This window comes from Citrobacter sp. S-77 (assembly GCF_963864895.1).
Lineage (GTDB): Bacteria > Pseudomonadota > Gammaproteobacteria > Enterobacterales > Enterobacteriaceae > Citrobacter > Citrobacter murliniae.
Genome location: NZ_CAWLWU010000002.1, coordinates 4,456,929 through 4,482,093 on the forward strand (window position 1 = coordinate 4,456,929; position 25,165 = coordinate 4,482,093).

The 25,165-nt window shown below is 52.3% G+C and carries 20 protein-coding genes; 15 read left to right on the plus strand and 5 right to left on the minus strand.

Annotated features, from left to right (window positions below; all coding sequences use genetic code 11):
- Positions 1-71 precede the first annotated feature (71 nt).
- A complete protein-coding gene (mrcA, locus tag AACS05_RS21915) occupies positions 72-2,624 on the plus strand; it encodes a peptidoglycan glycosyltransferase/peptidoglycan DD-transpeptidase MrcA (protein ID WP_045448432.1) in 2,553 nt (850 codons plus the stop codon).
- Positions 2,625-2,714: 90 nt separating this feature from the next.
- Here the strand turns inward: mrcA and nudE are convergent, their stop codons facing one another.
- Positions 2,715-3,275 carry an ADP compounds hydrolase NudE gene (nudE, locus tag AACS05_RS21920; protein ID WP_045449813.1) on the minus strand — a complete coding sequence of 187 codons (561 nt, stop codon included), beginning with the start codon at positions 3,273-3,275 and terminating at the stop codon, positions 2,715-2,717.
- A gap of 322 nt (positions 3,276-3,597) precedes the next feature.
- Between nudE and igaA the strand changes: the two genes are divergently transcribed.
- The 4 genes from igaA (at position 3,598) to hslO (ending at position 7,837) form a co-directional block, all read left to right on the plus strand.
- Positions 3,598-5,733, plus strand: coding sequence for an intracellular growth attenuator protein IgaA (gene igaA / locus AACS05_RS21925; protein WP_045448434.1), 2,136 nt, complete (start codon positions 3,598-3,600; stop codon positions 5,731-5,733).
- Between the two features lie 117 nt (positions 5,734-5,850).
- Positions 5,851-6,522 (plus strand): GMP/IMP nucleotidase, encoded by a 672-nt coding sequence (gene yrfG / locus AACS05_RS21930; protein ID WP_045449815.1) that lies wholly within the window; start codon positions 5,851-5,853, stop codon positions 6,520-6,522.
- A 10-nt stretch (positions 6,523-6,532) separates the two neighbouring features.
- Positions 6,533-6,934 carry a ribosome-associated heat shock protein Hsp15 gene (gene hslR, locus AACS05_RS21935; RefSeq protein ID WP_045448436.1) on the plus strand — a complete coding sequence of 134 codons (402 nt, stop codon included), beginning with the start codon at positions 6,533-6,535 and terminating at the stop codon, positions 6,932-6,934.
- A 24-nt stretch (positions 6,935-6,958) separates the two neighbouring features.
- Positions 6,959-7,837 (plus strand): Hsp33 family molecular chaperone HslO, encoded by an 879-nt coding sequence (gene hslO / locus AACS05_RS21940; protein WP_045449817.1) that lies wholly within the window; start codon positions 6,959-6,961, stop codon positions 7,835-7,837.
- A gap of 45 nt (positions 7,838-7,882) precedes the next feature.
- Here hslO and AACS05_RS21945 read toward each other — a convergent pair whose 3' ends face one another.
- Positions 7,883-9,601, minus strand: coding sequence for a DUF4153 domain-containing protein (locus AACS05_RS21945; RefSeq protein ID WP_045448438.1), 1,719 nt, complete (start codon positions 9,599-9,601; stop codon positions 7,883-7,885).
- Positions 9,602-9,980: 379 nt separating this feature from the next.
- Between AACS05_RS21945 and pckA the strand changes: the two genes are divergently transcribed.
- Positions 9,981-11,603 (plus strand): phosphoenolpyruvate carboxykinase (ATP), encoded by a 1,623-nt coding sequence (gene pckA, locus AACS05_RS21950; RefSeq protein ID WP_045448440.1) that lies wholly within the window; start codon positions 9,981-9,983, stop codon positions 11,601-11,603.
- A 102-nt stretch (positions 11,604-11,705) separates the two neighbouring features.
- Here pckA and envZ read toward each other — a convergent pair whose 3' ends face one another.
- Positions 11,706-13,058 (minus strand): two-component system sensor histidine kinase EnvZ, encoded by a 1,353-nt coding sequence (envZ, locus tag AACS05_RS21955; RefSeq protein WP_045448442.1) that lies wholly within the window; start codon positions 13,056-13,058, stop codon positions 11,706-11,708.
- Complete coding sequence (gene ompR, locus AACS05_RS21960) at positions 13,055-13,774, minus strand: osmolarity response regulator transcription factor OmpR (protein WP_001157751.1); 720 nt, start codon at positions 13,772-13,774, stop codon at positions 13,055-13,057. Before ompR ends, envZ begins: the two co-directional genes overlap by 4 nt.
- Positions 13,775-14,002: 228 nt before the next feature.
- Between ompR and greB the strand changes: the two genes are divergently transcribed.
- From greB to AACS05_RS21990, 6 genes are all read left to right on the plus strand, one after another.
- Positions 14,003-14,476 carry a transcription elongation factor GreB gene (greB, locus tag AACS05_RS21965; RefSeq protein ID WP_045448445.1) on the plus strand — a complete coding sequence of 158 codons (474 nt, stop codon included), beginning with the start codon at positions 14,003-14,005 and terminating at the stop codon, positions 14,474-14,476.
- A 101-nt stretch (positions 14,477-14,577) separates the two neighbouring features.
- Positions 14,578-16,917 (plus strand): Tex family protein, encoded by a 2,340-nt coding sequence (locus tag AACS05_RS21970; RefSeq protein ID WP_045448448.1) that lies wholly within the window; start codon positions 14,578-14,580, stop codon positions 16,915-16,917.
- Between the two features lie 403 nt (positions 16,918-17,320).
- Positions 17,321-17,548: a ferrous iron transporter A gene (feoA, locus tag AACS05_RS21975; protein WP_045448450.1), complete on the plus strand. Its 228-nt coding sequence runs from the start codon at positions 17,321-17,323 to the stop codon at positions 17,546-17,548.
- Positions 17,549-17,566: 18 nt separating this feature from the next.
- Positions 17,567-19,885 carry a Fe(2+) transporter permease subunit FeoB gene (feoB, locus tag AACS05_RS21980; protein WP_045448452.1) on the plus strand — a complete coding sequence of 773 codons (2,319 nt, stop codon included), beginning with the start codon at positions 17,567-17,569 and terminating at the stop codon, positions 19,883-19,885.
- A gap of 11 nt (positions 19,886-19,896) precedes the next feature.
- Positions 19,897-20,133 carry a [Fe-S]-dependent transcriptional repressor FeoC gene (gene feoC, locus AACS05_RS21985; RefSeq protein WP_045448454.1) on the plus strand — a complete coding sequence of 79 codons (237 nt, stop codon included), beginning with the start codon at positions 19,897-19,899 and terminating at the stop codon, positions 20,131-20,133.
- A gap of 225 nt (positions 20,134-20,358) precedes the next feature.
- The gene (locus tag AACS05_RS21990; protein ID WP_045448456.1) at positions 20,359-21,285 is read left to right on the plus strand and encodes an Rpn family recombination-promoting nuclease/putative transposase; all 927 of its coding nucleotides are present in this window, start codon (positions 20,359-20,361) and stop codon (positions 21,283-21,285) included.
- Between the two features lie 43 nt (positions 21,286-21,328).
- Here AACS05_RS21990 and bioH read toward each other — a convergent pair whose 3' ends face one another.
- The gene (gene bioH, locus AACS05_RS21995; protein WP_045448458.1) at positions 21,329-22,099 is read right to left on the minus strand and encodes a pimeloyl-ACP methyl ester esterase BioH; all 771 of its coding nucleotides are present in this window, start codon (positions 22,097-22,099) and stop codon (positions 21,329-21,331) included.
- A 61-nt stretch (positions 22,100-22,160) separates the two neighbouring features.
- Between bioH and gntX the strand changes: the two genes are divergently transcribed.
- From gntX to gntT, 3 genes are all read left to right on the plus strand, one after another.
- Positions 22,161-22,844 (plus strand): DNA utilization protein GntX, encoded by a 684-nt coding sequence (gene gntX / locus AACS05_RS22000; protein ID WP_045448460.1) that lies wholly within the window; start codon positions 22,161-22,163, stop codon positions 22,842-22,844.
- A 58-nt stretch (positions 22,845-22,902) separates the two neighbouring features.
- The gene (nfuA, locus tag AACS05_RS22005) at positions 22,903-23,478 is read left to right on the plus strand and encodes a Fe-S biogenesis protein NfuA (RefSeq protein ID WP_045448462.1); all 576 of its coding nucleotides are present in this window, start codon (positions 22,903-22,905) and stop codon (positions 23,476-23,478) included.
- 316 nt (positions 23,479-23,794) lie between these two features.
- A complete protein-coding gene (gntT, locus tag AACS05_RS22010) occupies positions 23,795-25,111 on the plus strand; it encodes a gluconate transporter (RefSeq protein ID WP_045448464.1) in 1,317 nt (438 codons plus the stop codon).
- The last annotated feature ends 54 nt before the right edge of the window (positions 25,112-25,165 follow it).

Genomic DNA, 25,165 nt, shown 5'->3' on the forward strand with positions numbered 1-25,165 from the left:
TCTGGCTTGCCTTTATACTACCGCGCGTTTGTTTATAAACTGCCCAAATGCCACTAAATGGGAAATCTCCAGTGAAGTTCGTAAAGTATTTATTAATCCTTGCAGTATGTTGCATCCTGCTGGGAGCAGGCTCGATTTATGGCCTCTATCGCTATATTGAGCCGCAATTACCTGACGTCGCGACGTTAAAAGATGTACGTTTGCAGATCCCGATGCAGGTTTACAGCGCTGACGGCGAGCTGATCGCGCAATATGGCGAGAAACGCCGAATCCCGGTAACGCTGGATCAAATGCCGCCGGAAATGGTCAAAGCTTTTATCGCGACAGAAGACAGCCGTTTTTATGAGCATCATGGTGTTGACCCGGTCGGGATCTTCCGTGCGGCAAGCGTAGCGCTGTTCTCCGGCCATGCGTCGCAGGGGGCAAGTACCATTACCCAACAGCTGGCGAGAAACTTCTTCCTTAGCCCGGAACGCACGCTGATGCGTAAGATCAAAGAGGTGTTCCTGGCGATCCGCATTGAGCAATTGCTGAGTAAAGACGAGATCCTCGAGCTTTATCTGAACAAGATTTATCTGGGGTATCGCGCATATGGCGTGGGTGCCGCGGCACAGGTCTATTTCGGCAAGACGGTCGACCAGCTCAGCTTAAGCGAGATAGCCGTGATTGCCGGGCTTCCAAAAGCGCCGTCAACATTCAACCCGCTCTATTCAATGGACCGAGCTACCGCGAGACGTAACGTCGTGTTGTCACGTATGTTGAGCGAGAACTACATTACCGAGGCCCAGTACGATCAAGCGCGTAGCGAAGCCATTGACGCCAACTACCACGCTCCGGAAATAGCCTTCTCTGCACCCTATTTATCAGAGATGGTACGTCAGGAGATGTATAGCCGTTATGGCGAAAAAGCCTATGAAGACGGGTATCGCATCACCACCACCATCACACGCAAAGTACAGCAAGCAGCCCAGCAGGCAGTACGCAACAACGTAATGGATTACGACATGCGCCACGGCTACCGCGGCCCGTCGAATGTGTTGTGGAAAGTGGGTGAAAGCGCCTGGGATACCAAAAAAATCACCGATTCGCTGAAAGCTCTCCCAACCTACGGACCATTACTACCGGCGGCGATCACCAGCGCTAATCCGCAGGAAGCAACAGCTACACTGGCAGACGGCACGTCGGTTGCATTGCGCATGGAAGGCATGCGCTGGGCGCGTCCATACCGTTCAGATACACAACAAGGCCCGACACCGCGTAAAGTGACAGATGTCGTCCAGACAGGTCAGCAAATCTGGGTACGCCAGGTCGGCGATGCCTGGTGGTTGGCACAAGTACCGGACGTTAACTCCGCCCTGGTCTCTATCAACCCGCAAAACGGTGCGGTACTGGCGCTGGTGGGTGGTTTTGATTTCAATCAGAGCAAATTCAACCGTGCAACTCAGGCGTTGCGTCAGGTCGGTTCGAATATCAAACCATTCCTCTATACCGCCGCGATGGATAAAGGTCTGACGCTGGCAAGTATGCTGAATGACGTGCCGATTTCTCGCTGGGATGCGGGTGCCGGTTCTGACTGGCAGCCGAAAAACTCACCGCCGCAGTACGCCGGGCCTATCCGCTTACGTCAGGGACTCGGTCAGTCGAAGAACGTCGTGATGGTTCGCGCGATGCGAGCGATGGGCGTGGACTACGCGGCAGAATATCTGCAGCGTTTCGGCTTCCCGGCACAGAACATTGTCCACACCGAATCACTGGCTCTGGGTTCCGCATCATTCACCCCAATGCAGGTGGCACGCGGCTACGCGGTTATGGCCAACGGTGGTTTCCTGGTTGACCCATGGTTTATCAGCAAGATTGAAAGCGATCAGGGCGGGGTCATCTTCGAAGCGAAGCCGAAAATTGCCTGCCCGGAGTGTGATATTCCTGTCATTTATGGTGATACCCAGAAGTCTAACGTACTGGAAAACAGTAACGTTGAGGACGTCGCCATCTCGCAGGAACAGCAGAATTCCACCGTGCCGATGCCGAAGCTTGAGCAGGCTAATCAGGCGCTGGTCGCACAAAGCGGAACACAGGAATATGCTCCTCACGTGATCAACACACCGCTGGCTTTCCTGATTAAAAGCGCGCTGAACACCAATATCTTCGGCGAGCCGGGCTGGATGGGAACCGGTTGGCGTGCGGGTCGCGATTTACAACGTCGTGATATCGGCGGTAAAACCGGGACCACCAACAGCTCTAAAGATGCATGGTTCTCCGGCTATGGGCCTGGGGTTGTAACCTCGGTATGGATCGGTTTTGACGATCATCGCCGCAATCTCGGACACTCCACCGCCTCTGGTGCAATCAAAGATCAAATCTCTGGCTATGAAGGTGGAGCAAAGAGCGCACAGCCGGCGTGGGATGCCTACATGAAGAGTGTGTTAGAAGGCGTTCCTGAGCAGCCGCTGACGCCACCGCCTGGCATCGTGACGGTCAATATTGATCGCAGTACTGGGCAACTGGCGAGCGGCGGAAACAGTCGCGAAGAGTATTTTATTGAGGGCACGCAGCCAACTCAGCAGGCTGTACATGAAGTGGGGACAACCATTATCGATAATGGTGAGACACACGAGTTGTTCTAATCTTTTGCCGGATGGTGCGTTGCTCATCCGGCCTACGTACAGTGGCTAAATCGTAGGCCGGATAAGCGACAGCACCACCGGACATAAAAATCAAAGTCGTCCCTGTCCTTTCAGCCATTCGCGAACCAGAAACAGTGCGCTCACATTACGCGCTTCATGAAAATCAGGATCTTCTAACAGGTCCATCAAATGTGCCAGCGGCCAGCGCACTTGTGGTAACGGTTCTGGTTCATCGCCTTCCAGCGATTCAGGATAAAGATCCTCCGCCACCACGATGTTCATCTTGCTGGAGAAATAGGAGGGTGCCATGCTGAGTTTTTTCAAAAACGTCAGGTCCTTTGCCCCAAATCCCACTTCTTCTTTCAGCTCCCGATTCGCCGCGTCAAACACGCTTTCACCGGGATCGATTAATCCCTTAGAAAACCCAAGTTCGTAGGATTCTGTCCCCACCGCATATTCGCGGATGAGAATCAGGTGGTCGTCAACAATCGGCACAATCATTACCGCTTCGCGAGTGGACGGGCGCATACGTTCATACACACGGCGTACGCCGTTGCTGAACTCAAGGTCCACGCTTTCGATTTTAAACAACCGGGATTGTGCGACGGTTTCCACTTTCAAAATCGTGGGTTTCTGTAATGATTTGCTCATCATGAGGATCTTTGCTGTGAAATCTGGGGTCATTGTGCGATAGACCGCACGGTTTCGGCAACGTGAATTGCCGTTTATTTACATTTATGTAACGTACTAAAAGTTAATTCTCATTTCAAATTAAAAGTCAATAGGTTGAAATAACTCCAGGAATTTGCTGATATTCCGTTTTTAGTGATTTTGCTATTATTCGCATTTACTGGGCTGTTCATAAAGATGCTCAAGTTCAACTCCACGCTTGCCGATAGCCAACCACAGAATCACGAATATTGTACAAGGTGCGACTGACTACACCTGACAGACTAAGTAAGATGGGGAAAGCATGAGCACCATTCTGATTTTTTTAGCTGCTTTGCTGGCCTGCTCGTTACTTGCAGGTTGGCTACTCAGATTAAAATCCAGGCGGCAAAAATTGCCCTGGAGCAACGTATTCTCAGACGCGACAAAGCGTAAACTGACACCCGAAGAGCGTGGTGCAGTCGAAAACTATCTCGAAAACCTCAGTCAAATTCAGCAAGTTCCTGGCCCAACAGGAGCCAGTACTGCGCCTGTATCGTTAACGTTGAATTCCCAAAGTAACAGCGTCATCGTTCTGACTCATTCGATTACGCGCTATGGCATCACCACCGACGATCCTAACAAATGGCGCTACTATCTGGACTCCGTTGAGGTACACCTGCCTCCATTCTGGGAACAGTACATCAATGACGAAAATAACGTTGAGCTGATCCACACCAATACGCTGCCTTTGGTTATCTCTTTAAACGGGCACACACTGCAAGAGTATATGCAGGAGGCGCGTGGCTACGCGCTGCAACACACCGCGTCTACGCAGGCATCCATTCGCGGCGAAGAGAGTGAGCAGATTGAACTGCTGAATATTCGCCAGGAAACACACGAAGAGTATGTACTTAGCCGCCCTGCGGGGCTGCGCGAAGCGTTACTGATTGTGGCTTCGTTCCTGCTGTTCTTTTTCTGTTTAATTATGCCGGATACTTTCGTGCCGTGGATGGTCGGCGGAGCCGTGCTGCTGCTGGCCGCTGGGCTGTGGGGATTGTTTGCCCCGCCGTCTAAAACCGCGCTGCGGGAAATACATTGTCTGCGTGGAACCCCGCGCCGGTGGGGACTATTTGGTGAAAACGACCAGGAGCAAATCAATAATATCTCGCTGGGAATTATCGATTTGATTTACCCGCCTCACTGGCAGCCATACATTGCGCAGGACCTCGGGCAGCAAACGGATATCGATATTTATCTGGACCGCCACGTTGTCCGCCAGGGCCGTTTTTTATCCCTGCACGACGAAGTAAAAAACTTTCCGCTACAACACTGGTTACGCAGCGCCGTCATCGCTGGCGGCTCGTTGCTGGTATTGCTGATGCTGCTGTTTTGGATCCCGCTGGATATGCCGATAAAATTCACCCTTTCATGGATGAAAGGCGCACAAACTATCGAAGCCACCAGCGTTAAGCAGCTTGAAAACGCAGGCGTTCGTGTTGGTGACACACTGCATCTGAGCGGTACGGGAATGTGTAATATTCATACACCAGGGAGCTGGAGCGCGCTGCCCGCCACGCCTTTTACGCCTTTCGACTGCTCGCAAATTATCTGGAACGATGCCCGCGCGCTGCCGTTGCCAGAATCCGATCTGGTGAATAAAGCCATTGCGCTAACGCAGGCCGTCAACCGTCAGCTCCATCCAAAACCAGATGATGACTCCCGCGTCAGCGCATCGCTACGTTCAGCAATCCAAAAATCCGGTATGGTACTGCTGGATGATTTTGGTGAAATTGTCTTGAAAACTGCCGATCTGTGCGCCGCCGAGGATGAATGCGTGCGCCTGAAAAATGCGCTGGTTAATTTAGGCAACAGTAAAGACTGGACTGCGCTGGTTAAGCGGGCAAACGCCGGGAAGCTGGATGGCGTAAACGTTCTGCTGCGACCGGTTAGCGCAGAGTCGCTGGATAATCTGGTGAATACGTCTACAGCACCGTTTATTTCACGAGAGACCGCACGGGCGGCTCAGGCGCTGAACAGCCCTGCCCCGGGGGGATTCCTGATTATTAGTGATGAAGGCAGCGATCTGGTCGATCAAGCCTGGCCATCGACCTCTCTGTACGACTACCCGCCGCAAGAACAGTGGAGCGCCTTCCAGCGCCTGGCGCAGATGCTAATGCAGACTCCCTTCCGCGCTGAAGGAATTGTCACCAATATCTCTACCGACGCCAACGGCACTCAGCACATTGGCCTGCATCGAATCCCGGATCGCGCGGGCTTATGGCGTTATCTTGGCACCACGCTGCTGATGTTTAGCATGCTGGGTTGCGCCATCTACAACGGCGTTCAGGCCTTCAGACGCTACCAGCGTCACCGCTCCCGCATCGCGGAAATTCAGGGATACTACGAAAGTTGCCTGAATCCAACGCTGATTGACGACCCGGAAAGCCTGATTCGATAACACGCCCGCGCGACAGGATATGCTACCCTGTCGCGCATCTAATTTTCCTCAGGATAATTCCCAGGTGCTGATTAAAGTCAGTCTCTGGGGTCAACAAACGCAGGGGCAGCTTGAATGATGAAGTGTATTGATATTGCCTGGCAGAATGTCGACACGGTCTTGCTGGACATGGACGGCACGCTGCTCGATCTGGCGTTCGATAACTATTTCTGGCAAAAACTGGTGCCGGAAACCTATGGCGCTCAGCAAGGCATTACCCCCCGGGAAGCTCAGGAATATATTCGCCAGCAGTATCATGCCGTACAGCATACGCTAAACTGGTACTGCCTGGATTACTGGAGCGAGTGCCTGGGTCTGGATATTTGCGCCATGACGACGGAACAGGGGCCGCGTGCGGTGCTGCGTGAAGATACGGTTCCGTTTCTTGATGCCTTAAAAGCGTCCGGTAAGCGACGTATTTTGCTCACCAATGCACATCCGCACAACCTGGCGGTGAAGCTGGAGCATACCGGACTGGCCTCACACCTTGATTTATTACTTTCCACCCACACATTTGGTTATCCCAAAGAGGATCAGCGGTTATGGCACGCTGTGGCTGAAGAAACGGGAATAAGTGCCGAGAAGACGCTGTTTATAGACGACAGCGAACCCATTCTCGACGCCGCTGCTCAATTCGGCATTCGTTACTGCCTCGGCGTGACCAATCCCGACTCAGGTATTGCGGAAAAACAGTATGCACGCCATCCGTCACTGAATGACTACCGCCGACTGATCCCCTCACTGATGTGAAGGAGATGCCATGAAAGAGAAGCCCTCTGTTGAAGTCAGGCTGGATAAATGGCTGTGGGCAGCACGTTTTTATAAAACACGTGCGATAGCCCGTGAAATGGTTGAAGGCGGTAAGGTGCATTACAACGGGCAGCGCAGTAAGCCGAGTAAAATTGTCGAACTGAATGCCACCCTCACCCTGCGCCAGGGAAATGACGAGCGGACGGTCATTATCAAGGCCATTACCGAACAGCGTCGCCCGGCAACTGAAGCCGTTTCGCTGTATGAAGAAACCGCGGAGAGCGTTGTAAAACGCGAAAAAATGGCGCTGGCACGTAAGCTTAACGCCCTGACTATGCCGCACCCGGACAGACGGCCGGACAAAAAAGAGCGCCGCGACCTGTTACGATTTAAACACGGCGACAGTGAATGACTGTCACCTGCAAGAGAGATGATTATGCCGCAACATGACCAATTACATCGTTATCTGTTTGAAAACTTTGCCGTGCGCGGCGAGCTGGTAACCGTTTCGGAAACCCTGCAACAGATCCTCGAAAACCATACTTACCCGCAGCCGGTCAAAACCGTGCTGGCCGAGCTGCTGGTTGCTACCAGCCTGCTGACCGCTACACTGAAATTTGCCGGTGATATCACCGTACAGTTGCAAGGCGATGGCCCGCTCAGCCTGGCGGTAATTAATGGCAACAACAATCAGCAAATGCGCGGAGTCGCTCGCATACAGGGCGATATCCCTGAAAATGCCGACCTGAAAACTCTGGTCGGCAACGGCTATCTGGTGATCACCATTACCCCGGAAGAAGGCGAGCGCTATCAGGGCGTGGTCGGTCTGGAAGGAGATACTCTGGCGGCCTGTCTGGAAGACTACTTCCTGCGTTCAGAACAGCTGCCAACGCGTCTCTTTATCCGTACTGGCGACGTCGATGGCAAACCAGCAGCTGGCGGTATGCTGCTGCAGGTGATGCCAGCACAAAATGCGCAGGCGGATGATTTTGATCACCTTGCTGCGCTGACAGAAACCATTAAAGCTGAAGAACTGCTAACGCTGCCTGCCAACGAAGTACTGTGGCGTTTGTACCACGAAGAAGAAGTGACGCTTTACGATCCGCAGGATGTTGAGTTCAAATGTACCTGTTCACGCGAACGTTGTGCTGGCGCACTGAAAACGCTGCCGGACGAAGAAGTGGACAGCATTCTGGCAGAAGAAGGCGAAATCGATATGCACTGCGATTACTGCGGTAGCCACTATCTGTTTAACGCTATGGATATTGCTGAGATCCGTAGTAACGCGTCCCCTGCTGACCCGCAGGTGCATTAAGTTCTTAGCCCGGCGGGCTGTTCATCCTGCCGGGCTAACGCTCGCTTACTCAGCGTAATAATTCATTTTTAGCCGTTCGCCATTAATGGTGATATCCCGCCAGACCCTGGGGGCTGAATCCAGTTTATGATTCACCAGCGCCTGCAGAAGTTGGTCCTTATTGAATCCCTCCGGTAACTGAGCAACGGCGACCAGATCCCATTGTTCCCCTTTCATACCAATGACCAGACTTTCTCCCTCAGCAAATGCATACAGCACCTGTTCAGGCTTGCCATCAGCGTTGAGATCCTGATCAACGAGCACACATGCGTCCTGTTCAAAACAGGAGCTAATACGGTAGCTCTGCCCTTTGACAAACACCCAGAACGCCTCGTCTGGCTTCTTGCTGCCCGGCGCGATCATCACCTTTGGAGCTAGCTGTGTCGCGGTCAGAGTCTTAATCGGATCGCGCTCTCCCTGTAGAAGTGAGTTTAAGTCACGCCTGCGCTTACTATCCTTGTTGAACGCCTCATCATTGCGTAATGCCTCCAACGCTGCCCGTCCCGGTTTTCCGCTACGATCCAGCATATACAGACTGACCTGATCCGGCGTATTTTTACCACTGTAGTAGCGTGCCATATGACTGTTGACGCTAATGCGCCATGCGTCGAGTACGGGCGACGTCAACAGAATCAACAGCCCCAGGGCCAGTAATGAAACACCAAGGATAACCTTTCCCTGAATTTCAAGTGGGTTACGGCCACGACATAATATGCTCGCCAGATAGCCAAGCGACCAGGTCAGCAGCACAACGACAACCAGCACACCATGCAAGCGCTCAGACGTCCAGCCATATTGGTGAATGCGCACCCATAGTGCCCAACCGGCAATCAGCATATAAATGGGGGCGACAACGAGTGAGGATTTGATCAGATAGCGTAACGCGCCAGGATAGGGTAACGCCTCTTTTTGCGGCTCGCGCACAATGGCCATCAACAGCAGGAGGATCAGCGTCAACGTGGACATCAAGCCAGCCGCCGACACCCGCTGTGAAATCGCCTCCAGCCCGGTGAAAGGCACGGTCAGCATAAACATCAACGCTAACAGCGCAACCAGCGGTAAAAGACCCGTAGCGATAAACGTCAGTAACTTTTGAACGGCAGCCACCAAACGCGACTGCGTACGTGCCAGAACTACCGCCAGTGCGGTAATCAAGCTAAATGCCACATAACCGAACCAATCGGTCTCAAAGAAAAGCGTCTTAAAGAAGGTAATATCGACGAGCTTAAACATCTCACTCCACAGCAGGAGCACCAGCCAGAACAAGCCGTTAGTGATAAAGACAATCAGCAGCGTCAGCGTGTTAAGCCAAAAGCAGGTATAAAACTGAGAATAGCGAGACTGATCGGTACGCGCGTGGAGTTGGTATTGAATCCAGGGCAGTGCCAGCATTGCCATGAGAAGTAAGCGCCAGCCGTAAACGAAAAAAACGTCTTCCTGTCTCCACCGATTACTGCCCCCGACGTTCCATTTCAGCCAAACGCTCATCGCCAGCACAACAACGAAGATCAGTGCCATCCAGCACCACAGCGCACGCTGCCTGAAAGAAACGACAGTAAGCAGAAGTGCCGAAGTCAGCGCAACCGTTACGGGCATCCCATAGAACAGCCAGTCGCTGTTATGAGGTATGAGGTATGTCATCAGCAGATAACACAACACGCCTTGCAGCAGGCCGACTAACATCATGCCCCAACGAGTCGTAGGTGAAAGTTCAACACTATCCATATCGTTATCCTGACTGGAGAGAAAGGCTAATTATCGCATCATCTTCACAATTCGTTGCACCAACATGCCGCTTTCAGTCCACAACTGCGCGAAGTGAATCGATATTTCTCATGTTTTAGTTACGTTATTTTCTTACATGAATGCGATTACACTCACAACATTCCCGCCAAATACACTCTCCATTAACGTTTTAAGAACATTTTCCACAACAAAAAAGGGTTTCCTGCCATAATATCCGCCTCTTTGTGACAGGAGTCGCAGCGTATTCGGTCGCCCGTGATTTTGCCCGGATACGTAAATCTATGAGCCTTGTCGCGGTTAGCAACCCCTAAAAAACCTTACTATTCCAGGTAATACATATTGGCTAAGGAGCAGTGAAATGCGTGTGAACACCAGTTTAACCCCGCAAGATCTCAAGGCTTATGGTATCAATGACGTTCAGGATATCGTTTACAATCCAAGCTACGACCTGTTGTACCAGGAAGAACTTGATCCAAACCTGGAAGGTTACGAGCGTGGCGTATTAACTAACCTGGGCGCCGTTGCAGTTGATACCGGTATCTTTACCGGGCGTTCGCCGAAGGATAAGTACATTGTCCGCGACGACACCACGCGTGACACGCTGTGGTGGTCCGACAAAGGTAAAGGCAAGAACGACAACAAACCGCTCTCCCAGGAAACCTGGCAGCATCTGAAAGGGTTAGTCACCCAACAACTTTCTGGCAAGCGCCTGTTTATCGTTGATGCGTTCTGCGGTGCCAACGCAGATACCCGTCTTTCCGTGCGCTTCATTACCGAAGTCGCCTGGCAGGCGCATTTTGTCAAAAATATGTTCATCCGTCCGAGCGATGAGGAACTGGTTGATTTTAAACCTGATTTTATCGTAATGAACGGCGCAAAATGCACCAACCCACAATGGAAAGAGCAGGGTCTGAACTCTGAAAACTTCGTTGCATTCAACCTGACTGAACGCATTCAGTTGATCGGTGGCACCTGGTACGGCGGCGAGATGAAGAAAGGTATGTTCTCCGTCATGAACTACCTGCTGCCGCTGAAGGGTATTGCATCCATGCACTGCTCTGCGAACGTAGGCGAAAAAGGTGATGTGGCGGTCTTCTTTGGCCTCTCAGGTACCGGTAAAACCACCCTGTCCACCGACCCGAAACGCCGCCTGATTGGCGACGATGAGCACGGTTGGGATGACGATGGTGTATTTAACTTTGAAGGCGGCTGCTACGCGAAGACTATCAAGCTGTCTAAAGATGCCGAGCCGGAAATCTACAATGCAATCCGTCGTGATGCGCTGCTGGAAAACGTCACCGTTCGTGAAGACGGTTCTATCGATTTCGACGACGGTTCTAAAACCGAGAATACCCGTGTTTCCTACCCGATTTATCACATCGACAATATCGTTAAGCCGGTGTCAAAAGCGGGCCATGCCACCAAGGTAATCTTCCTGACCGCCGATGCATTTGGTGTTCTGCCGCCAGTCTCTCGCCTGACAGCAGATCAAACTCAGTACCACTTCCTCTCAGGCTTTACCGCTAAACTGGCCGGTACCGAGCGTGGTGTGACTGAGCCGACCCCAACCTTCTCTGCCTGCTTCGGTGCGGCATTCCTGTCACTGCACCCAACCCAGTATGCAGAAGTTCTGGTGAAACGTATGCAGGCCGCAGGCGCACAGGCTTATCTGGTGAATACCGGCTGGAACGGTACCGGCAAGCGTATCTCAATTAAAGATACTCGCGCCATTATCGACGCCATTCTGAACGGTTCGCTGGATGATGCAGAAACGTTCAGTCTGCCGATGTTTGACCTGGCGATCCCAACGGAACTGCCGGGCGTGGATACGCGTATTCTCGATCCGCGTAATACCTACGCATCACCAGAGCAATGGCAGGAAAAAGCCAATGCATTGGCGAAACTGTTTATCGAGAACTTTGAGAAGTACACCGATACACCAGCTGGTGCAGCATTGGTTAGCGCAGGTCCGAAACTGTAAATTGACGTGCCGGAAGGTGGGTATCCTTCCGGTCAACAGAAATGACACAGAAATGACACAGAAATGACCGAGACAAAAAGGGAGGCATCGCGCCTCCCTTTTTTATACGTCTTTAGTTGCACCCTGTACGCGGGTGAAAGGAACCGGAAGCCAGGCGCGAATCGACAATCCCCCGCGCTCACTGGTACCAATTTCCAGCATACCGTTATGGTTATCAATAATACGCTGTACGATAGCCAGACCCAGACCGGTACCACTGGTGCTACGCGCGCTGTCGCCGCGGACAAACGGCTGGAACAGATGTTTGCGTTGCTCCGGCTTGATACCCGGACCATCATCTTCCACCTGGAACCAGGCGCGATGTGGCTCCGTTCCGCTGCTGACCTTAATCCAGCCATTACCATAGCGGGCTGCGTTAACCACCATATTGGCGACCGCACGTTTAATCGACAGTGGATGCATCTTCACCTGAATAACGCCAGGCTGCAGTGCGGTGTCAATTTCACGCTCATAACCACTTTCCGCCGCAACCACTTCCCCCAGCACGGAGTTCAGATCCGCCATCTCCATTGGCATCTCCTGACCCGTCCGCAGGTAATCGATGAACTGCTCGATAATGGCGTTACACTCTTCAATATCCTTATTGATGGACTCCGCAAGATAACCATCTTCTTCGCCCATCATTTCCGTCGCCAGACGAATACGCGTCAGCGGCGTACGCAGATCGTGGCTGACTCCCGCCATCAGCAGGGTTCGGTCATCGGCGAGTTGCTTAACGCCCGCCGCCATATGGTTGAAAGCACGGGTAACAGAACGCACCTCTGAAGCGCCATACTCTCGCAGCGGCGGTGGGATAATACCTTTCCCCACCTGCAATGCCGCATGCTCAAGATCTACCAGCGGTCGGTTCTGGATACGAATAAACAGCCACGCCCCCCCGATAGCCAGCAGCATAATCGCCAACGTATAGCGGAACAGCGGTGAGAAATCGCCTTGATGGATTTCCGTCAGTGGTACGCGCACCCAGATATTAGGCGACAGCCAGGTTTTCAGCCAGACAACAGGCGAGCTTTTGTTGACCTCAACGCGAACTTCCGTCGGGCCACCGAGCTGTTGCGCCATCTGATGGCTTAAGAATTCATAGTGTTGCGCCCAACGCAGTCCAGCTTCTTCAGCGGCTTCGTTGGAATAGAGGGAAATTCCCAGCTCACGGTAAATTTCCCGGCGGAATGCGGGAGGCACAACCAGCTGTGTACCGTCCTCCAGTTGCAGTTTATCGGTCATCAGCATACGAACTTCGTAGGCCAGGACCTTATTAAACTGCTGGAGGCTCGGCAGGATCGCGAAGTTCAGCACCACCAGATAAGTCGTCACCAGGCTTGCAAAAAGCAAGGTGACGATGAGCAATAATGTGCGAGCAAACGAACTTCGTGGCGAGAAGCGCATTCGCCTCATGCTTTAGAACCGTCCGGGACAAAGACGTAGCCCAGACCCCATACGGTCTGAATGTAACGCGGATGTGCTGGATCCTCTTCCACCATGCGACGCAGACGAGAAATCTGCACGTCAATGGAACGTTCCATCGCGGAATACTCGCGACCACGGGCAAGATTCATCAGCTTATCGCGAGACAGCGGTTCACGCGGGTGACTGACCAGCGCTTTCAGCACCGCAAATTCACCGCTGGTCAGCGGCATAGGCTCATCTTCGCGGAACATTTCGCGAGTACCGAGGTTCAGTTTGAACTTACCGAAAGCAATTACCGCTTCTTCCTGAGAAGGCGCGCCCGGTAGCTCATTCGCCTGACGACGCAGCACAGCGCGAATACGCGCCAGCAGTTCACGCGGGTTAAACGGTTTAGGGATGTAGTCGTCAGCACCGATTTCCAGCCCGACGATACGGTCAACTTCTTCGCCCTTCGCCGTCACCATAATGATGGGCATCGGGTTACTCTGACTGCGCAGGCGGCGGCAAATTGACAGGCCATCTTCACCAGGAAGCATTAGATCCAGTACCATAAGGTGGAAGGATTCACGGGTTAGCAGACGATCCATCTGCTCAGCGTTTGCGACGCTTCGAACCTGGAAGCCCTGCTCAGTCAGATAACGCTCCAGCAGCGCACGCAGGCGCATGTCGTCATCGACCACCAGAATCTTATAGTTCTCTTGCATTGTTTTATACTCCCAAAGGTTCGCAACAATTGTAAGTGTGTATTCTTAAGAAAGCTTACGAGAGTAACCAGTGAATTCTGGTATGAATTCCAGGCTAAATTGTTACAAAGCATATTAAACAGCAGCTTAAGTATACAATGTTTCTCGCAATACATTATTTATTCTGTTGATATGCTCACGTAATACTAATTGTGCGCATCATCACAGAGTCGAAGGTAAAACAATAAGATGAAAACGCCCCTGATAACCCGTGAAGGGTATGAAAAACTCAAACAAGAGCTGAATTATCTCTGGCGTGAAGAGCGCCCGGAAGTCACCAAAAAAGTCACCTGGGCCGCAAGTCTGGGCGACCGCAGCGAAAATGCTGACTACCAGTATAATAAAAAGCGCCTGCGAGAGATCGACAGGCGTGTCCGTTATTTGACGAAGTGCATGGAGAATCTGAAAATAGTCGATTACTCCCCACAGCAGGAGGGCAAAGTATTCTTTGGCGCGTGGGTTGAGATTGAAAATGATGATGGCGATACCCGCAAATTCCGCATTGTCGGATACGATGAAATTTTTGGTCGTAAGGATTACATCTCTATCGACTCACCGATGGCGCGAGCACTGCTGAAAAAAGAGGTGGGCGATCTCGCGGTGGTGAACACACCTGCCGGGGAAGCCAGCTGGTACGTTAACGAGATTGAATACGTTAAATAAGCCTGGAACATTCCGAGAGAATCGGGTCTCGGCTGGCATTTTGGCGTGTCAGTCCGTATAACTATCCCCTGATTTTTGATCCTAAAGATGAAACTAAATCCATGATGAATGATTCGTTCTGCCGCATTATCGCGGGTGAAATTCAGGCTCGCGCCGAACAGGTAGAAGCTGCCGTTCGCCTGCTTGACGAAGGGAACACCGTGCCGTTTATCGCACGTTATCGTAAGGAAATCACCGGCGGTCTGGATGACACGCAGTTGCGTAACCTGGAAAGCCGTCTGGGTTATTTACGTGAACTGGAAGACCGCCGTCAGGCCATTCTCAAATCTATCAGCGAGCAAGGCAAACTGACCGACGACCTGGCGAAAGCGATCAACGGCACGTTAAGTAAGACCGAACTCGAAGACCTCTATCTGCCGTACAAACCAAAACGCCGCACCCGCGGACAAATCGCCATTGAAGCCGGCCTTGAGCCGTTGGCTGATCTGCTGTGGAACGAACCTTCCCACAATCCAGAAACCACAGCGGCACAATACATCAACGCCGACAACGGCGTAGCGGATACTAAAGCCGCACTCGACGGCGCACGTTACATCCTGATGGAACGTTTTGCTGAAGACGCTGCACTGCTGGCAAAAGTGCGTGATTACCTGTGGAAGAATGCGCATCTGGTTTCCACCGTAGTGAGCGGTAAAGAAGAGGAAGGCGCAAAATTCCGTGATTACTTCGATCACCATGAACCGATTTCCAGCGTCCCTTCTCACCGCGCACTGGCAATGTTCCGTGGCCGTAACGAAGGCGTGCTACAGCTTTCATTGAATGCCGATCCGCAATTCGATGAGCCGCCAAAAGAGAGTCACGGTGAGCAGATAATTCAGGATCACCTTGGCCTGCGACTGAACAACGCACCAGCAGACAGCTGGCGAAAAGGCGTCGTCAGTTGGACATGGCGCATCAAAGTGCTGATGCATCTTGAGACTGAACTTATGGGGACCGTGCGCGAGCGTGCGGAAGATGAGGCGATTAACGTCTTTGCCCGAAACCTGCACGATCTGTTGATGGCTGCTCCGGCAGGCCTGCGCGCTACGATGGGTCTCGATCCCGGCCTGCGCACCGGCGTTAAGGTTGCGGTCGTCGACGGCACCGGCAAACTGGTTGCTACCGACACCATTTATCCACATACCGGTCAGGCAGCCAAAGCCGCCGTTGCCGTTGCTGCGCTGTGTGAAAAATACAACGTTGAACTGGTAGCGATTGGTAACGGCACCGCGTCCCGCGAAACCGAACGCTTCTTCCTGGATGTGCAAAAACAGTTCCCGAAAGTCACCGCGCAAAAAGTGATCGTCAGCGAAGCCGGGGCATCGGTCTACTCCGCTTCCGAACTGGCCGCACAGGAGTTTCCTGATCTCGACGTCTCACTGCGCGGTGCGGTCTCTATCGCCCGTCGTCTGCAGGATCCACTGGCTGAGTTGGTGAAAATCGATCCGAAATCGATCGGTGTCGGTCAGTATCAACACGACGTTAGCCAGACACAGCTTGCCCGTAAGCTGGATGCGGTGGTGGAAGACTGCGTAAACGCCGTCGGCGTAGACCTGAACACCGCCTCCGTCCCGCTGTTAACGCGTGTCGCGGGCCTGACCCGGATGATGGCGCAAAATATTGTTGCCTGGCGTGATGAGAACGGTCAGTTCCAGAATCGTCAGCAGCTACTAAAAGTCAGCCGACTGGGGCCAAAAGCGTTTGAACAGTGTGCGGGCTTTCTGCGCATCAACCACGGCGATAACCCGCTGGATGCCTCGACCGTGCACCCGGAAGCCTATCCGATCGTAGAACGTATTCTGGCTGCGACCGAGCAGTCACTGCGTGACCTGATGGGCAACAGCAATGAACTGCGTAACCTGAAGGCATCTGACTTTACCGACGAACGTTTCGGGGTGCCGACCGTCACCGACATCATCAAAGAGCTGGAAAAACCGGGCCGAGATCCGCGTCCGGAGTTCAAAACCGCACAGTTTGCTGATGGCGTGGAAACCATGAATGACCTGCTGCCAGGAATGATTCTGGAAGGCGCAGTCACCAACGTCACTAACTTCGGTGCATTTGTTGATATCGGCGTTCACCAGGACGGTCTGGTACATATCTCCTCTCTGTCGAATAAGTTCGTCGAAGATCCACACACCGTGGTGAAAGCGGGAGACATTGTGAAGGTGAAAGTGCTGGAAGTAGATCTACCACGCAAGCGTATCGCCCTGACCATGCGTCTGGACGAACAGCCAGGTGAAACCAACGCCCGTCGCGGCGGCGGTAGCAACGATCGCGCTCAGGGCAATCGCCCGGCAGCGGCAACTAAAGCGGCAAAACCGCGCGGGCGTGATACACAGCCTGCCGGCAACAGCGCCATGATGGATGCCCTGGCGGCGGCGATGGGTAAGAAACGCTGACAGAATGCCGGGGGGCACTTGTGCTCCCCCGGCTATATCATTTCAATTAACAATTAAATAATACAAATTGAAGCGCTTATTTAATTAGCCAAGGACTAACCGCACAATTAATTTTCACATCGTTAACAGATGAAACCTTAATTAAACATTAAAAAATCAATAATTGCCGAATTAAATTAACGGTCTCAAACCAGATTAAATGTTGAGGCATATCAAAATTGACTCAAATTATTATCCAATTCTACATTCCGTCACACTTATTCTATTGATGATAAAAACCATTCTCATTATCATTGCATTGTTGATTATTTACTCTTTCCTCCGTTAGCTAATCATCTGGTCTCATGCCGCCCTGCAGCCCCATGAGGTAATCGTCCAGTTAGCGAGATATAAGTAGGTCCCTATGCAATTCACTCCAGACACTGCGTGGAAAATTACCGGTTTTTCTCGTGAAATCAGTCCGGCGTACCGTCAGAAGTTATTGTCACTCGGCATGCTACCAGGCTCATCATTCAATGTGGTACGTGTCGCACCTTTGGGCGATCCTATCCACATTGAAACTCGCCGCGTAAGTCTGGTATTGCGTAAAAAAGATCTGGCGTTATTAGAAGTGGAAGCGGTTTCCTGTTAATACAGTGAGTCAATAAAAATGAAAAAACTAACCATTGGTTTAATTGGTAATCCTAATTCCGGCAAGACAACTTTATTCAATCAGCTCACCGGCGCGCGTCAGCGTGTAGGCAACTGGGCTGGAGTCACCGTTGAGCGTAAAGAAGGTCATTTTGCGACGACGGACCATCAGGTCACACTGGTGGATTTACCAGGTACGTATTCACTGACGACGATCTCATCCCAGACCTCCCTCGATGAGCAAATTGCCTGTCACTATATTTTAAGCGGCGACGCCGACTTGCTTATCAACGTCGTCGATGCCTCAAACCTTGAGCGCAACCTCTACCTGACGCTGCAACTGCTTGAACTGGGTATCCCCTGTATCGTCGCGCTTAACATGCTGGACATTGCTGAGAAGCAGCAAATCCGTATTGATATCGATGCGCTTTCCGCCCGTCTTGGCTGCCCAGTGGTTCCACTGGTTTCTACGCGTGGACGTGGGATTGAAGCGCTGAAGCTGGCGATCGATCGCTATAAAGAGAACGACGCCGTCGAGTTAGTCCATTATGCTCAGCCACTGCTACGTGAAGCAGATTCTCTGGCTGACGCAATGACCGAAGAGATGCCGCTACAACAACGTCGCTGGCTTGGCCTGCAAATGCTGGAAGGCGATATCTACAGCCGCGCCTACGCGGGCGATGCTGCGCAAAATCTGGATGGTGCAATTGCCCGTCTGAGTGAAACGATGGACGATCCCGCGCTGCACATTGCCGATGCGCGATACCAGTGCATTGCCGCGATCTGCGATACCGTCAGCAACACGCTGACCGCCGAGCCAAGCCGCTTCACCACCGCTGTCGATAAAATCGTCCTCAACCGCTTCCTCGGTCTGCCAATATTCCTGTTCGTGATGTACCTGATGTTCCTGCTCGCCATTAACATCGGTGGCGCGCTGCAACCGTTATTTGACGTCGGTTCGGTAGCACTCTTCATCCATGGTATTCAATGGATTGGTTACACGCTGCACTTCCCGGACTGGCTGACCATCTTCCTTGCGCAGGGTCTTGGCGGCGGGATTAACACCGTTCTGCCACTGGTCCCTCAAATCGGTATGATGTACCTGTTTCTCTCCTTCCTCGAAGACTCCGGCTACATGGCGCGAGCCGCGTTTGTAATGGACCGTCTGATGCAGGCACTGGGGCTACCGGGTAAATCGTTTGTCCCGCTGATTGTTGGTTTCGGCTGTAACGTACCGTCGGTGATGGGCGCACGTACACTGGATGCGCCGCGTGAACGTCTGATGACCATCATGATGGCACCGTTTATGTCCTGCGGAGCACGTCTGGCGATTTTCGCTGTGTTTGCAGCGGCATTCTTTGGTCAGAACGGTGCGCTGGCGGTCTTCTCGCTATATGTGTTAGGTATCGTCATGGCAGTGCTGACTGGCCTGATGCTCAAGCACACCATCATGCGTGGCGAAGCAACGCCGTTCGTGATGGAACTGCCGGTTTATCACGTCCCGCATATTAAAAGCCTGATCATCCAGACCTGGCAGCGCCTGAAAGGCTTCGTCCTCCGTGCCGGTAAAGTCATTATCATTGTCAGTATTTTCCTTAGCGCGTTTAACAGTTTCTCCCTGAGCGGGAAAATCGTCGATAACATCAACGACTCAGCCCTTGCTTCCGTCAGCCGCGTTATTACCCCGGTCTTTAAACCGATTGGCGTACACGAAGATAACTGGCAGGCCACCGTGGGTCTGTTCACCGGTGCGATGGCCAAAGAAGTGGTTGTCGGTACACTGAATACGCTCTATACAGCTGAAAATATTCAGGAAGAAGAGTTCAACCCGGCAGATTTCCACCTCGGTGATGAGTTAGTCGGCGCACTGGATGAAACCTGGCAAAGCCTGAAAGACACCTTCAGCCTGAGCGTCCTGGCTAACCCTATCGAAGCCAGTAAAGGTGACGGTGAGATGGCAACTGGTGCCATGGGCGTGATGGGCGAAAAATTTGGCAGCGCCGCAGCCGCTTACAGCTACCTGATTTTCGTACTGCTGTATGTTCCGTGCATTTCAGTTATGGGGGCTATCGCGCGTGAATCCAGCCGTGGCTGGATGGGCTTCTCCGTTCTGTGGGGCCTGAATATCGCCTACTCACTGTCGACGCTGTTCTATCAGGCAGTCAGCTACAGTCAGCACCCGACCTACAGTCTGGTCTGCATTTTAGCCGTCATCCTGTTTAACATCGTATTGCTGGGTCTGCTACGCCGCGCCCGTAGCCGTGTGGATATTGCGCTGCTGGCAACCAACAAAACGGTAAGCTCGTGCTGTGCCAGCACGACTGGCGATTGCCACTAAGGTTGTGGATCATGGCATCGCTTATACAGGTTCGTGATTTACTGGCTCTGCGGGGACGTATGGAGGCTAAGCAAATTAGCCACACGCTGCATACCCCGCAGCCAATGATTGACGCCATGCTGAATCAGTTAGAGAAAATGGGCAAAGCGAAGCGAATTCAGGAAGATGCCGAGGGGTGTCTTTCCGGAAGCTGCAAAAGCTGCCCGGAAGGCAAAGCCTGCCTGCGCGAATGGTGGGCTTTGCGTTAAACGTAATGCTATTTGCCGGATGACGCTACGTTTGTCCGGCCTACAAACGGCACCTAATATCCATGCCGTCCGAGATTTTGCGAAACGAATTCCATAAGAGTGTCACTCTTTCAGCAAAACAGATTTATCCTCCAACCCTCTGCACATCGTTAACATTACGGGGATGCTTCCCTTTTCTACGGCAAGTAGAGTCTCATCATCTTGTTCTTCAGGTGACGGACCGCCATGAATACTGACGCTACAGCTACGCCGCATGACGCAATTTTCAAGACTTTTATGGGCCATCCAGCTACCGCTCGCGACTTTCTTCAACTTCATCTTCCAGACTCTTTACGTATTCTTTGTGACCTAAAGACACTGAAACTGGAACCGGGCAGTTTTATTGAGGACGATTTGCGTGCGCACTATTGCGATGTGTTGTGGTCACTAAAAACTTGTGAAGGCGATGGCTACATCTACACGGTTATTGAACATCAGAGCACCGCGGATGCACATATGGCGTTTCGTCTTATGCGTTATGCTATTGCAGTCATGCAGCGACATCTGGATGCGGGCCACAAAAAGCTGCCACTGGTGATCCCCATGCTTTTTTATCACGGCACCGTCAGCCCATATCCCTACTCCTTGTGCTGGCTGGATAAATTTAACGATCCGGAGACAGCCAGACAACTTTATGCGAACACTTTTCCATTAATAGATATCACGGTAATGGCTGATGACGAGATCATGCAGCATCGCCGTATAGCACTACTGGAGCTGATTCAAAAACATATCCGGAAACGAGATTTGATGGGATTAGTGGAAAAACTGGTCGTCCTGCTTGTTAAAGGAAACGCTAATGACAACCAGTTGAAAGCCCTGTTTAATTACATGATTCAGGCTGGCGACACAGCGCATTTCAAAGAATTTATGGACGAAGTAACCGGACGCCTACCTCAACACAAGGAGAGACTGATGACTATCGCAGAGAGATTACGCCAGGAAGGGCATATGAATGGGTTACAGGAAGGGTTACAGGAGGGCTTACAACAAGGTAAACGAGACGAAGCACGACGCATTGCTGCCACCATGTTAGCCGACGGTATCGACAGACTGACCATTCTCAGAATCACTGGCCTTTCTGCTGAGGAGTTGATGGCAAAAAGGCATTAATGTCGGCCCGGTAAGCATCGCGTCACCGGGCAAGTCAAAGGCGCTATAACCGCTGTTTCAACGCCATCAGCGCGGCACAGAACTCACCAGGATGCGAGATAAACGGCGCATGTGCCGCTTTGGCAAACACCAGAGATTCGCTCTCCGGCCACAGTGCATCCAGCCTCGGTACAACTTTGCGCGGTACCAGCCCATCAAGATATCCGTACAACCGCAGGAACGGCATGCGCAATGCGCAGAGAGATTCACGCAGATCAACCGTTTTCAGGATCTCCAGCCCACCATTCAGTACCGCCACTTCCGGCATCGGTAATGCCAGCACCGTTTTCTTCAAAGTTCGCGCGTCCTGACGTGCGGTTTCCGTTCCCATCGTTTGTAGCGCCAGAAAACGCTCTACCGTACGCTGGAAGTCTTCGCTAAGCTGTTGCTGGAATCCCGCCAGCACGTCCGGCTTAATACCCGGCCACTCATCACGAGCGCTAAAACATGGCGAAGAAGCCACAGTAACCAGCGCCTGAACACGAGCAGGATGGGTCAACGCTACCTGACTTGCTACCAGCCCGCCCAGGCTCCAGCCCAGCCAGATGGCTTTCTCTGGTGCCTGTTGTAAAACACGTTCCGCCATCTCCTCCAGCGGCATCGCGCCGAAACCCTGACTACGGCCAAATCCCGGTAAGTCGACAAGATGTAGCGTGAAATGCGAACTCAGTTCCTCACTTATGCAATGCCATACTTCCGCATTCAATCCCCATCCGTGCAGCAGCACAAGATGGCAATTTCCCGAACCTCGGGTCTGCCACCAGATGTCATTCATCAGTTACTGTTCTCTTTTTTGGAGCCTAGCCCTGTAGGCATACATTGTTAAGGATAAACCTATGCTAACAGTACCGGGATTGTGCTGGCTATGCCGAATGCCACTGACGCTGGGACATTGGGGAATTTGTTCCGTTTGTACACGGGCGACACGCCGTCATATCAATTTGTGCCCCCAGTGCGGGATGCCAGCCGCCCACACCGCCATTCCCTGCGGCCGGTGTCTGCAAAAACCGCCGCCGTGGCAGCGGTTGGTTACGGTCAATGACTATGTTCCGCCGCTGAGTAACCTTATCCACCAGCTGAAATTTTCGCGCCGTAGCGAGATTGCCACTGCACTTTCACGCCTGCTGCTACTGGACGTGTTGCTGGCTCGCCGTACCAGCGGGCTTCCTCTGCCGGACAGGATCGTCAGCGTCCCACTCTGGCAACGCCGACACTGGCGAAGAGGGTTTAACCAGAGCGATTTATTGTGCCGTCCTTTGGCGCACTGGCTGGGTTGTGACTGGGACAGTCAGGCAATAACACGGGTTCGGGCGACCGCCACGCAGCATCATCTCAGCGCCCGATTACGCAAACGCAACCTGAAAAATGCTTTTCGCCTTGAATTGCCGGTACAGGGACTCCATATGGTTGTTGTGGATGATGTCGTCACTACCGGAAGTACCGTCGCGGAAATCGCGCAACTGCTTTTGCGCAACGGCGCGGCGACTGTCCAGGTATGGTGCCTGTGTCGAACCTTGTAGAGCCTCGATGATGGGCGTATTATAACCAAGTAAAATAGTCAACTATTAGGCCATTACTATGATCCATATTTCCGATGCTGCACAAGCGCACTTTGCCAAACTGCTGGCAAATCAGGAAGAAGGGACACAAATCCGCGTATTTGTGATTAATCCCGGCACGCCTAACGCTGAATGCGGCGTTTCTTATTGTCCACCGGACGCCGTGGAAGCAACCGACACCGCCATCAAATTTTCCCTGCTGACCGCATATGTTGATGAACTGAGTGCACCCTATCTGGAAGATGCTGAAATCGATTTCGTTACCGATCAGTTAGGCTCCCAGCTGACCCTGAAAGCGCCTAATGCGAAAATGCGTAAAGTATCCGATGATGCGCCGCTGATGGAACGCGTTGAATACATGCTGCAGTCGCAGATCAACCCGCAACTGGCTGGCCACGGTGGACGCGTCACTCTGATGGAGATCACCGATGAAGGCTACGCTATTCTGCAGTTTGGTGGCGGCTGTAACGGCTGTTCAATGGTAGATGTCACGCTGAAAGAAGGCATCGAGAAACAGCTGCTGGGGGAATTCCCTGAACTGAAAGGCGTTCGCGATTTGACCGAACACCAGCGCGGCGAGCACTCTTACTACTAAGTCCCCATCTGTATTTGCCCGGTGACGCGCAGCGATCCGGGCCTACGTTCTTCTGCTACCATCTTGCAATTACCCCACCATAATTTGACCTGCCTCTCATAATTTAAATTTTGCTGTCCCAGGTGATTTTCAACCACCATATGTTACCCGTATCATTCTTATGGGCACCTAACTACTCCATAATAGCCAGCTGAACTGATTAGTTTTGAAGGCAATCAGCATTGGTGCTGTAAATACTCTGTTCCCGGTCGGGACAATCAGAATTTGTCATCTAAACACTGACGTTACCCATAACAAAGTAAAGGCCAGGTAAATCATGCCATTAGTCATCGTTGCTATCGGTGTAATCTTGTTACTCCTCCTGATGATCCGTTTCAAAATGAACGGTTTCATCGCTCTCGTCCTGGTGGCGCTTGCTGTCGGATTGATGCAAGGGATGCCACTGGATAAAGTCATCGGTTCTATTAAAGCCGGCGTCGGCGGAACCCTTGGCAGCCTTGCCCTGATTATGGGTTTTGGTGCCATGCTGGGTAAAATGCTGGCAGACTGCGGTGGTGCGCAACGTATTGCGACCACACTGATTGCTAAATTCGGTAAAAAGCACATTCAGTGGGCGGTAGTATTAACCGGCTTCACCGTGGGCTTTGCACTGTTCTACGAAGTTGGCTTCGTACTGATGCTGCCGCTGGTATTCACCATTGCCGCCGCCGCGAATATCCCGCTGCTGTACGTTGGTGTTCCGATGGCCGCTGCGCTGTCTGTAACCCACGGTTTCTTACCACCGCACCCGGGCCCGACCGCTATTGCGACCATTTTCCACGCAGATATGGGCAAAACGCTGCTGTTTGGTACGATTCTGGCTATCCCGACCGTTATTCTCGCCGGTCCGGTTTATGCACGTTTCCTGAAAGGTATTGATAAGCCGATCCCGGAAGGTCTGTACAGCGCCAAAACCTTCACTGAAGAAGAGATGCCTGGCTTTGGCGTCAGCGTTTGGACCTCTCTTGTTCCGGTGGTATTGATGGCGATGCGTGCTATCGCAGAGATGATCCTGCCGAAAGGACATGCCTTCCTGCCAGTTGCGGAATTCCTCGGCGACCCGGTCATGGCTACGCTTATTGCGGTGTTGATTGCGATGTTCACATTTGGTCTGAACCGTGGACGTTCGATGGATCAGATTAACGACACGCTGGTTTCCTCAATCAAAATCATCGCCATGATGCTGCTGATTATCGGTGGTGGCGGTGCCTTCAAACAGGTTCTGGTTGATAGCGGCGTCGACAAATACATCGCCTCGATGATGCATGAAACCAACGTATCTCCGCTGCTGATGGCATGGTCCATTGCCGCCGTACTGCGTATCGCGCTGGGTTCTGCCACCGTTGCGGCAATCACCGCAGGTGGGATTGTGGCACCGCTGATTGCGACCACCGGCGTTAGCCCAGAACTGATGGTTATCGCGGTAGGTTCGGGTTCCGTGATTTTCTCCCACGTGAACGATCCGGGCTTCTGGCTGTTCAAGGAATACTTCAACCTGACCATCGGCGAAACGATCAAGTCATGGTCAATGCTGGAAACCATTATTTCGGTATGCGGCCTGGTAGGGTGCCTGCTGTTAAATATGGCAATCTGATGTAAAAAAGCCGGGTTCGCTAATGCTTACCCGGCCAACATAAATATAAAGAAC

Bases quoted from the DNA above. Each gene is read 5' to 3' on its own strand.
- hslO (WP_045449817.1), top strand. From the start codon at position 6,959: ATGCCGCAACATGACCAATTACATCGTTATCTGTTTGAAAACTTTGCC.
- feoB (WP_045448452.1), top strand. From the start codon at position 17,567: ATGAAAAAACTAACCATTGGTTTAATTGGTAATCCTAATTCCGGCAAG.
- feoA (WP_045448450.1), top strand. From the start codon at position 17,321: ATGCAATTCACTCCAGACACTGCGTGGAAAATTACCGGTTTTTCTCGT.
- greB (WP_045448445.1), top strand. From the start codon at position 14,003: ATGAAAACGCCCCTGATAACCCGTGAAGGGTATGAAAAACTCAAACAA.
- AACS05_RS21945 (WP_045448438.1), bottom strand. From the start codon at position 9,601: ATGGATAGTGTTGAACTTTCACCTACGACTCGTTGGGGCATGATGTTA.
- gntT (WP_045448464.1), top strand. From the start codon at position 23,795: ATGCCATTAGTCATCGTTGCTATCGGTGTAATCTTGTTACTCCTCCTG.
- pckA (WP_045448440.1), top strand. From the start codon at position 9,981: ATGCGTGTGAACACCAGTTTAACCCCGCAAGATCTCAAGGCTTATGGT.
- AACS05_RS21990 (WP_045448456.1), top strand. From the start codon at position 20,359: ATGAATACTGACGCTACAGCTACGCCGCATGACGCAATTTTCAAGACT.
- ompR (WP_001157751.1), bottom strand. From the start codon at position 13,774: ATGCAAGAGAACTATAAGATTCTGGTGGTCGATGACGACATGCGCCTG.
- igaA (WP_045448434.1), top strand. From the start codon at position 3,598: ATGAGCACCATTCTGATTTTTTTAGCTGCTTTGCTGGCCTGCTCGTTA.
- feoC (WP_045448454.1), top strand. From the start codon at position 19,897: ATGGCATCGCTTATACAGGTTCGTGATTTACTGGCTCTGCGGGGACGT.
- AACS05_RS21970 (WP_045448448.1), top strand. From the start codon at position 14,578: ATGATGAATGATTCGTTCTGCCGCATTATCGCGGGTGAAATTCAGGCT.
- nudE (WP_045449813.1), bottom strand. From the start codon at position 3,275: ATGAGCAAATCATTACAGAAACCCACGATTTTGAAAGTGGAAACCGTC.
- gntX (WP_045448460.1), top strand. From the start codon at position 22,161: ATGCTAACAGTACCGGGATTGTGCTGGCTATGCCGAATGCCACTGACG.
- envZ (WP_045448442.1), bottom strand. From the start codon at position 13,058: ATGAGGCGAATGCGCTTCTCGCCACGAAGTTCGTTTGCTCGCACATTA.
- yrfG (WP_045449815.1), top strand. From the start codon at position 5,851: ATGAAGTGTATTGATATTGCCTGGCAGAATGTCGACACGGTCTTGCTG.
- hslR (WP_045448436.1), top strand. From the start codon at position 6,533: ATGAAAGAGAAGCCCTCTGTTGAAGTCAGGCTGGATAAATGGCTGTGG.
- bioH (WP_045448458.1), bottom strand. From the start codon at position 22,099: ATGAATGACATCTGGTGGCAGACCCGAGGTTCGGGAAATTGCCATCTT.
- nfuA (WP_045448462.1), top strand. From the start codon at position 22,903: ATGATCCATATTTCCGATGCTGCACAAGCGCACTTTGCCAAACTGCTG.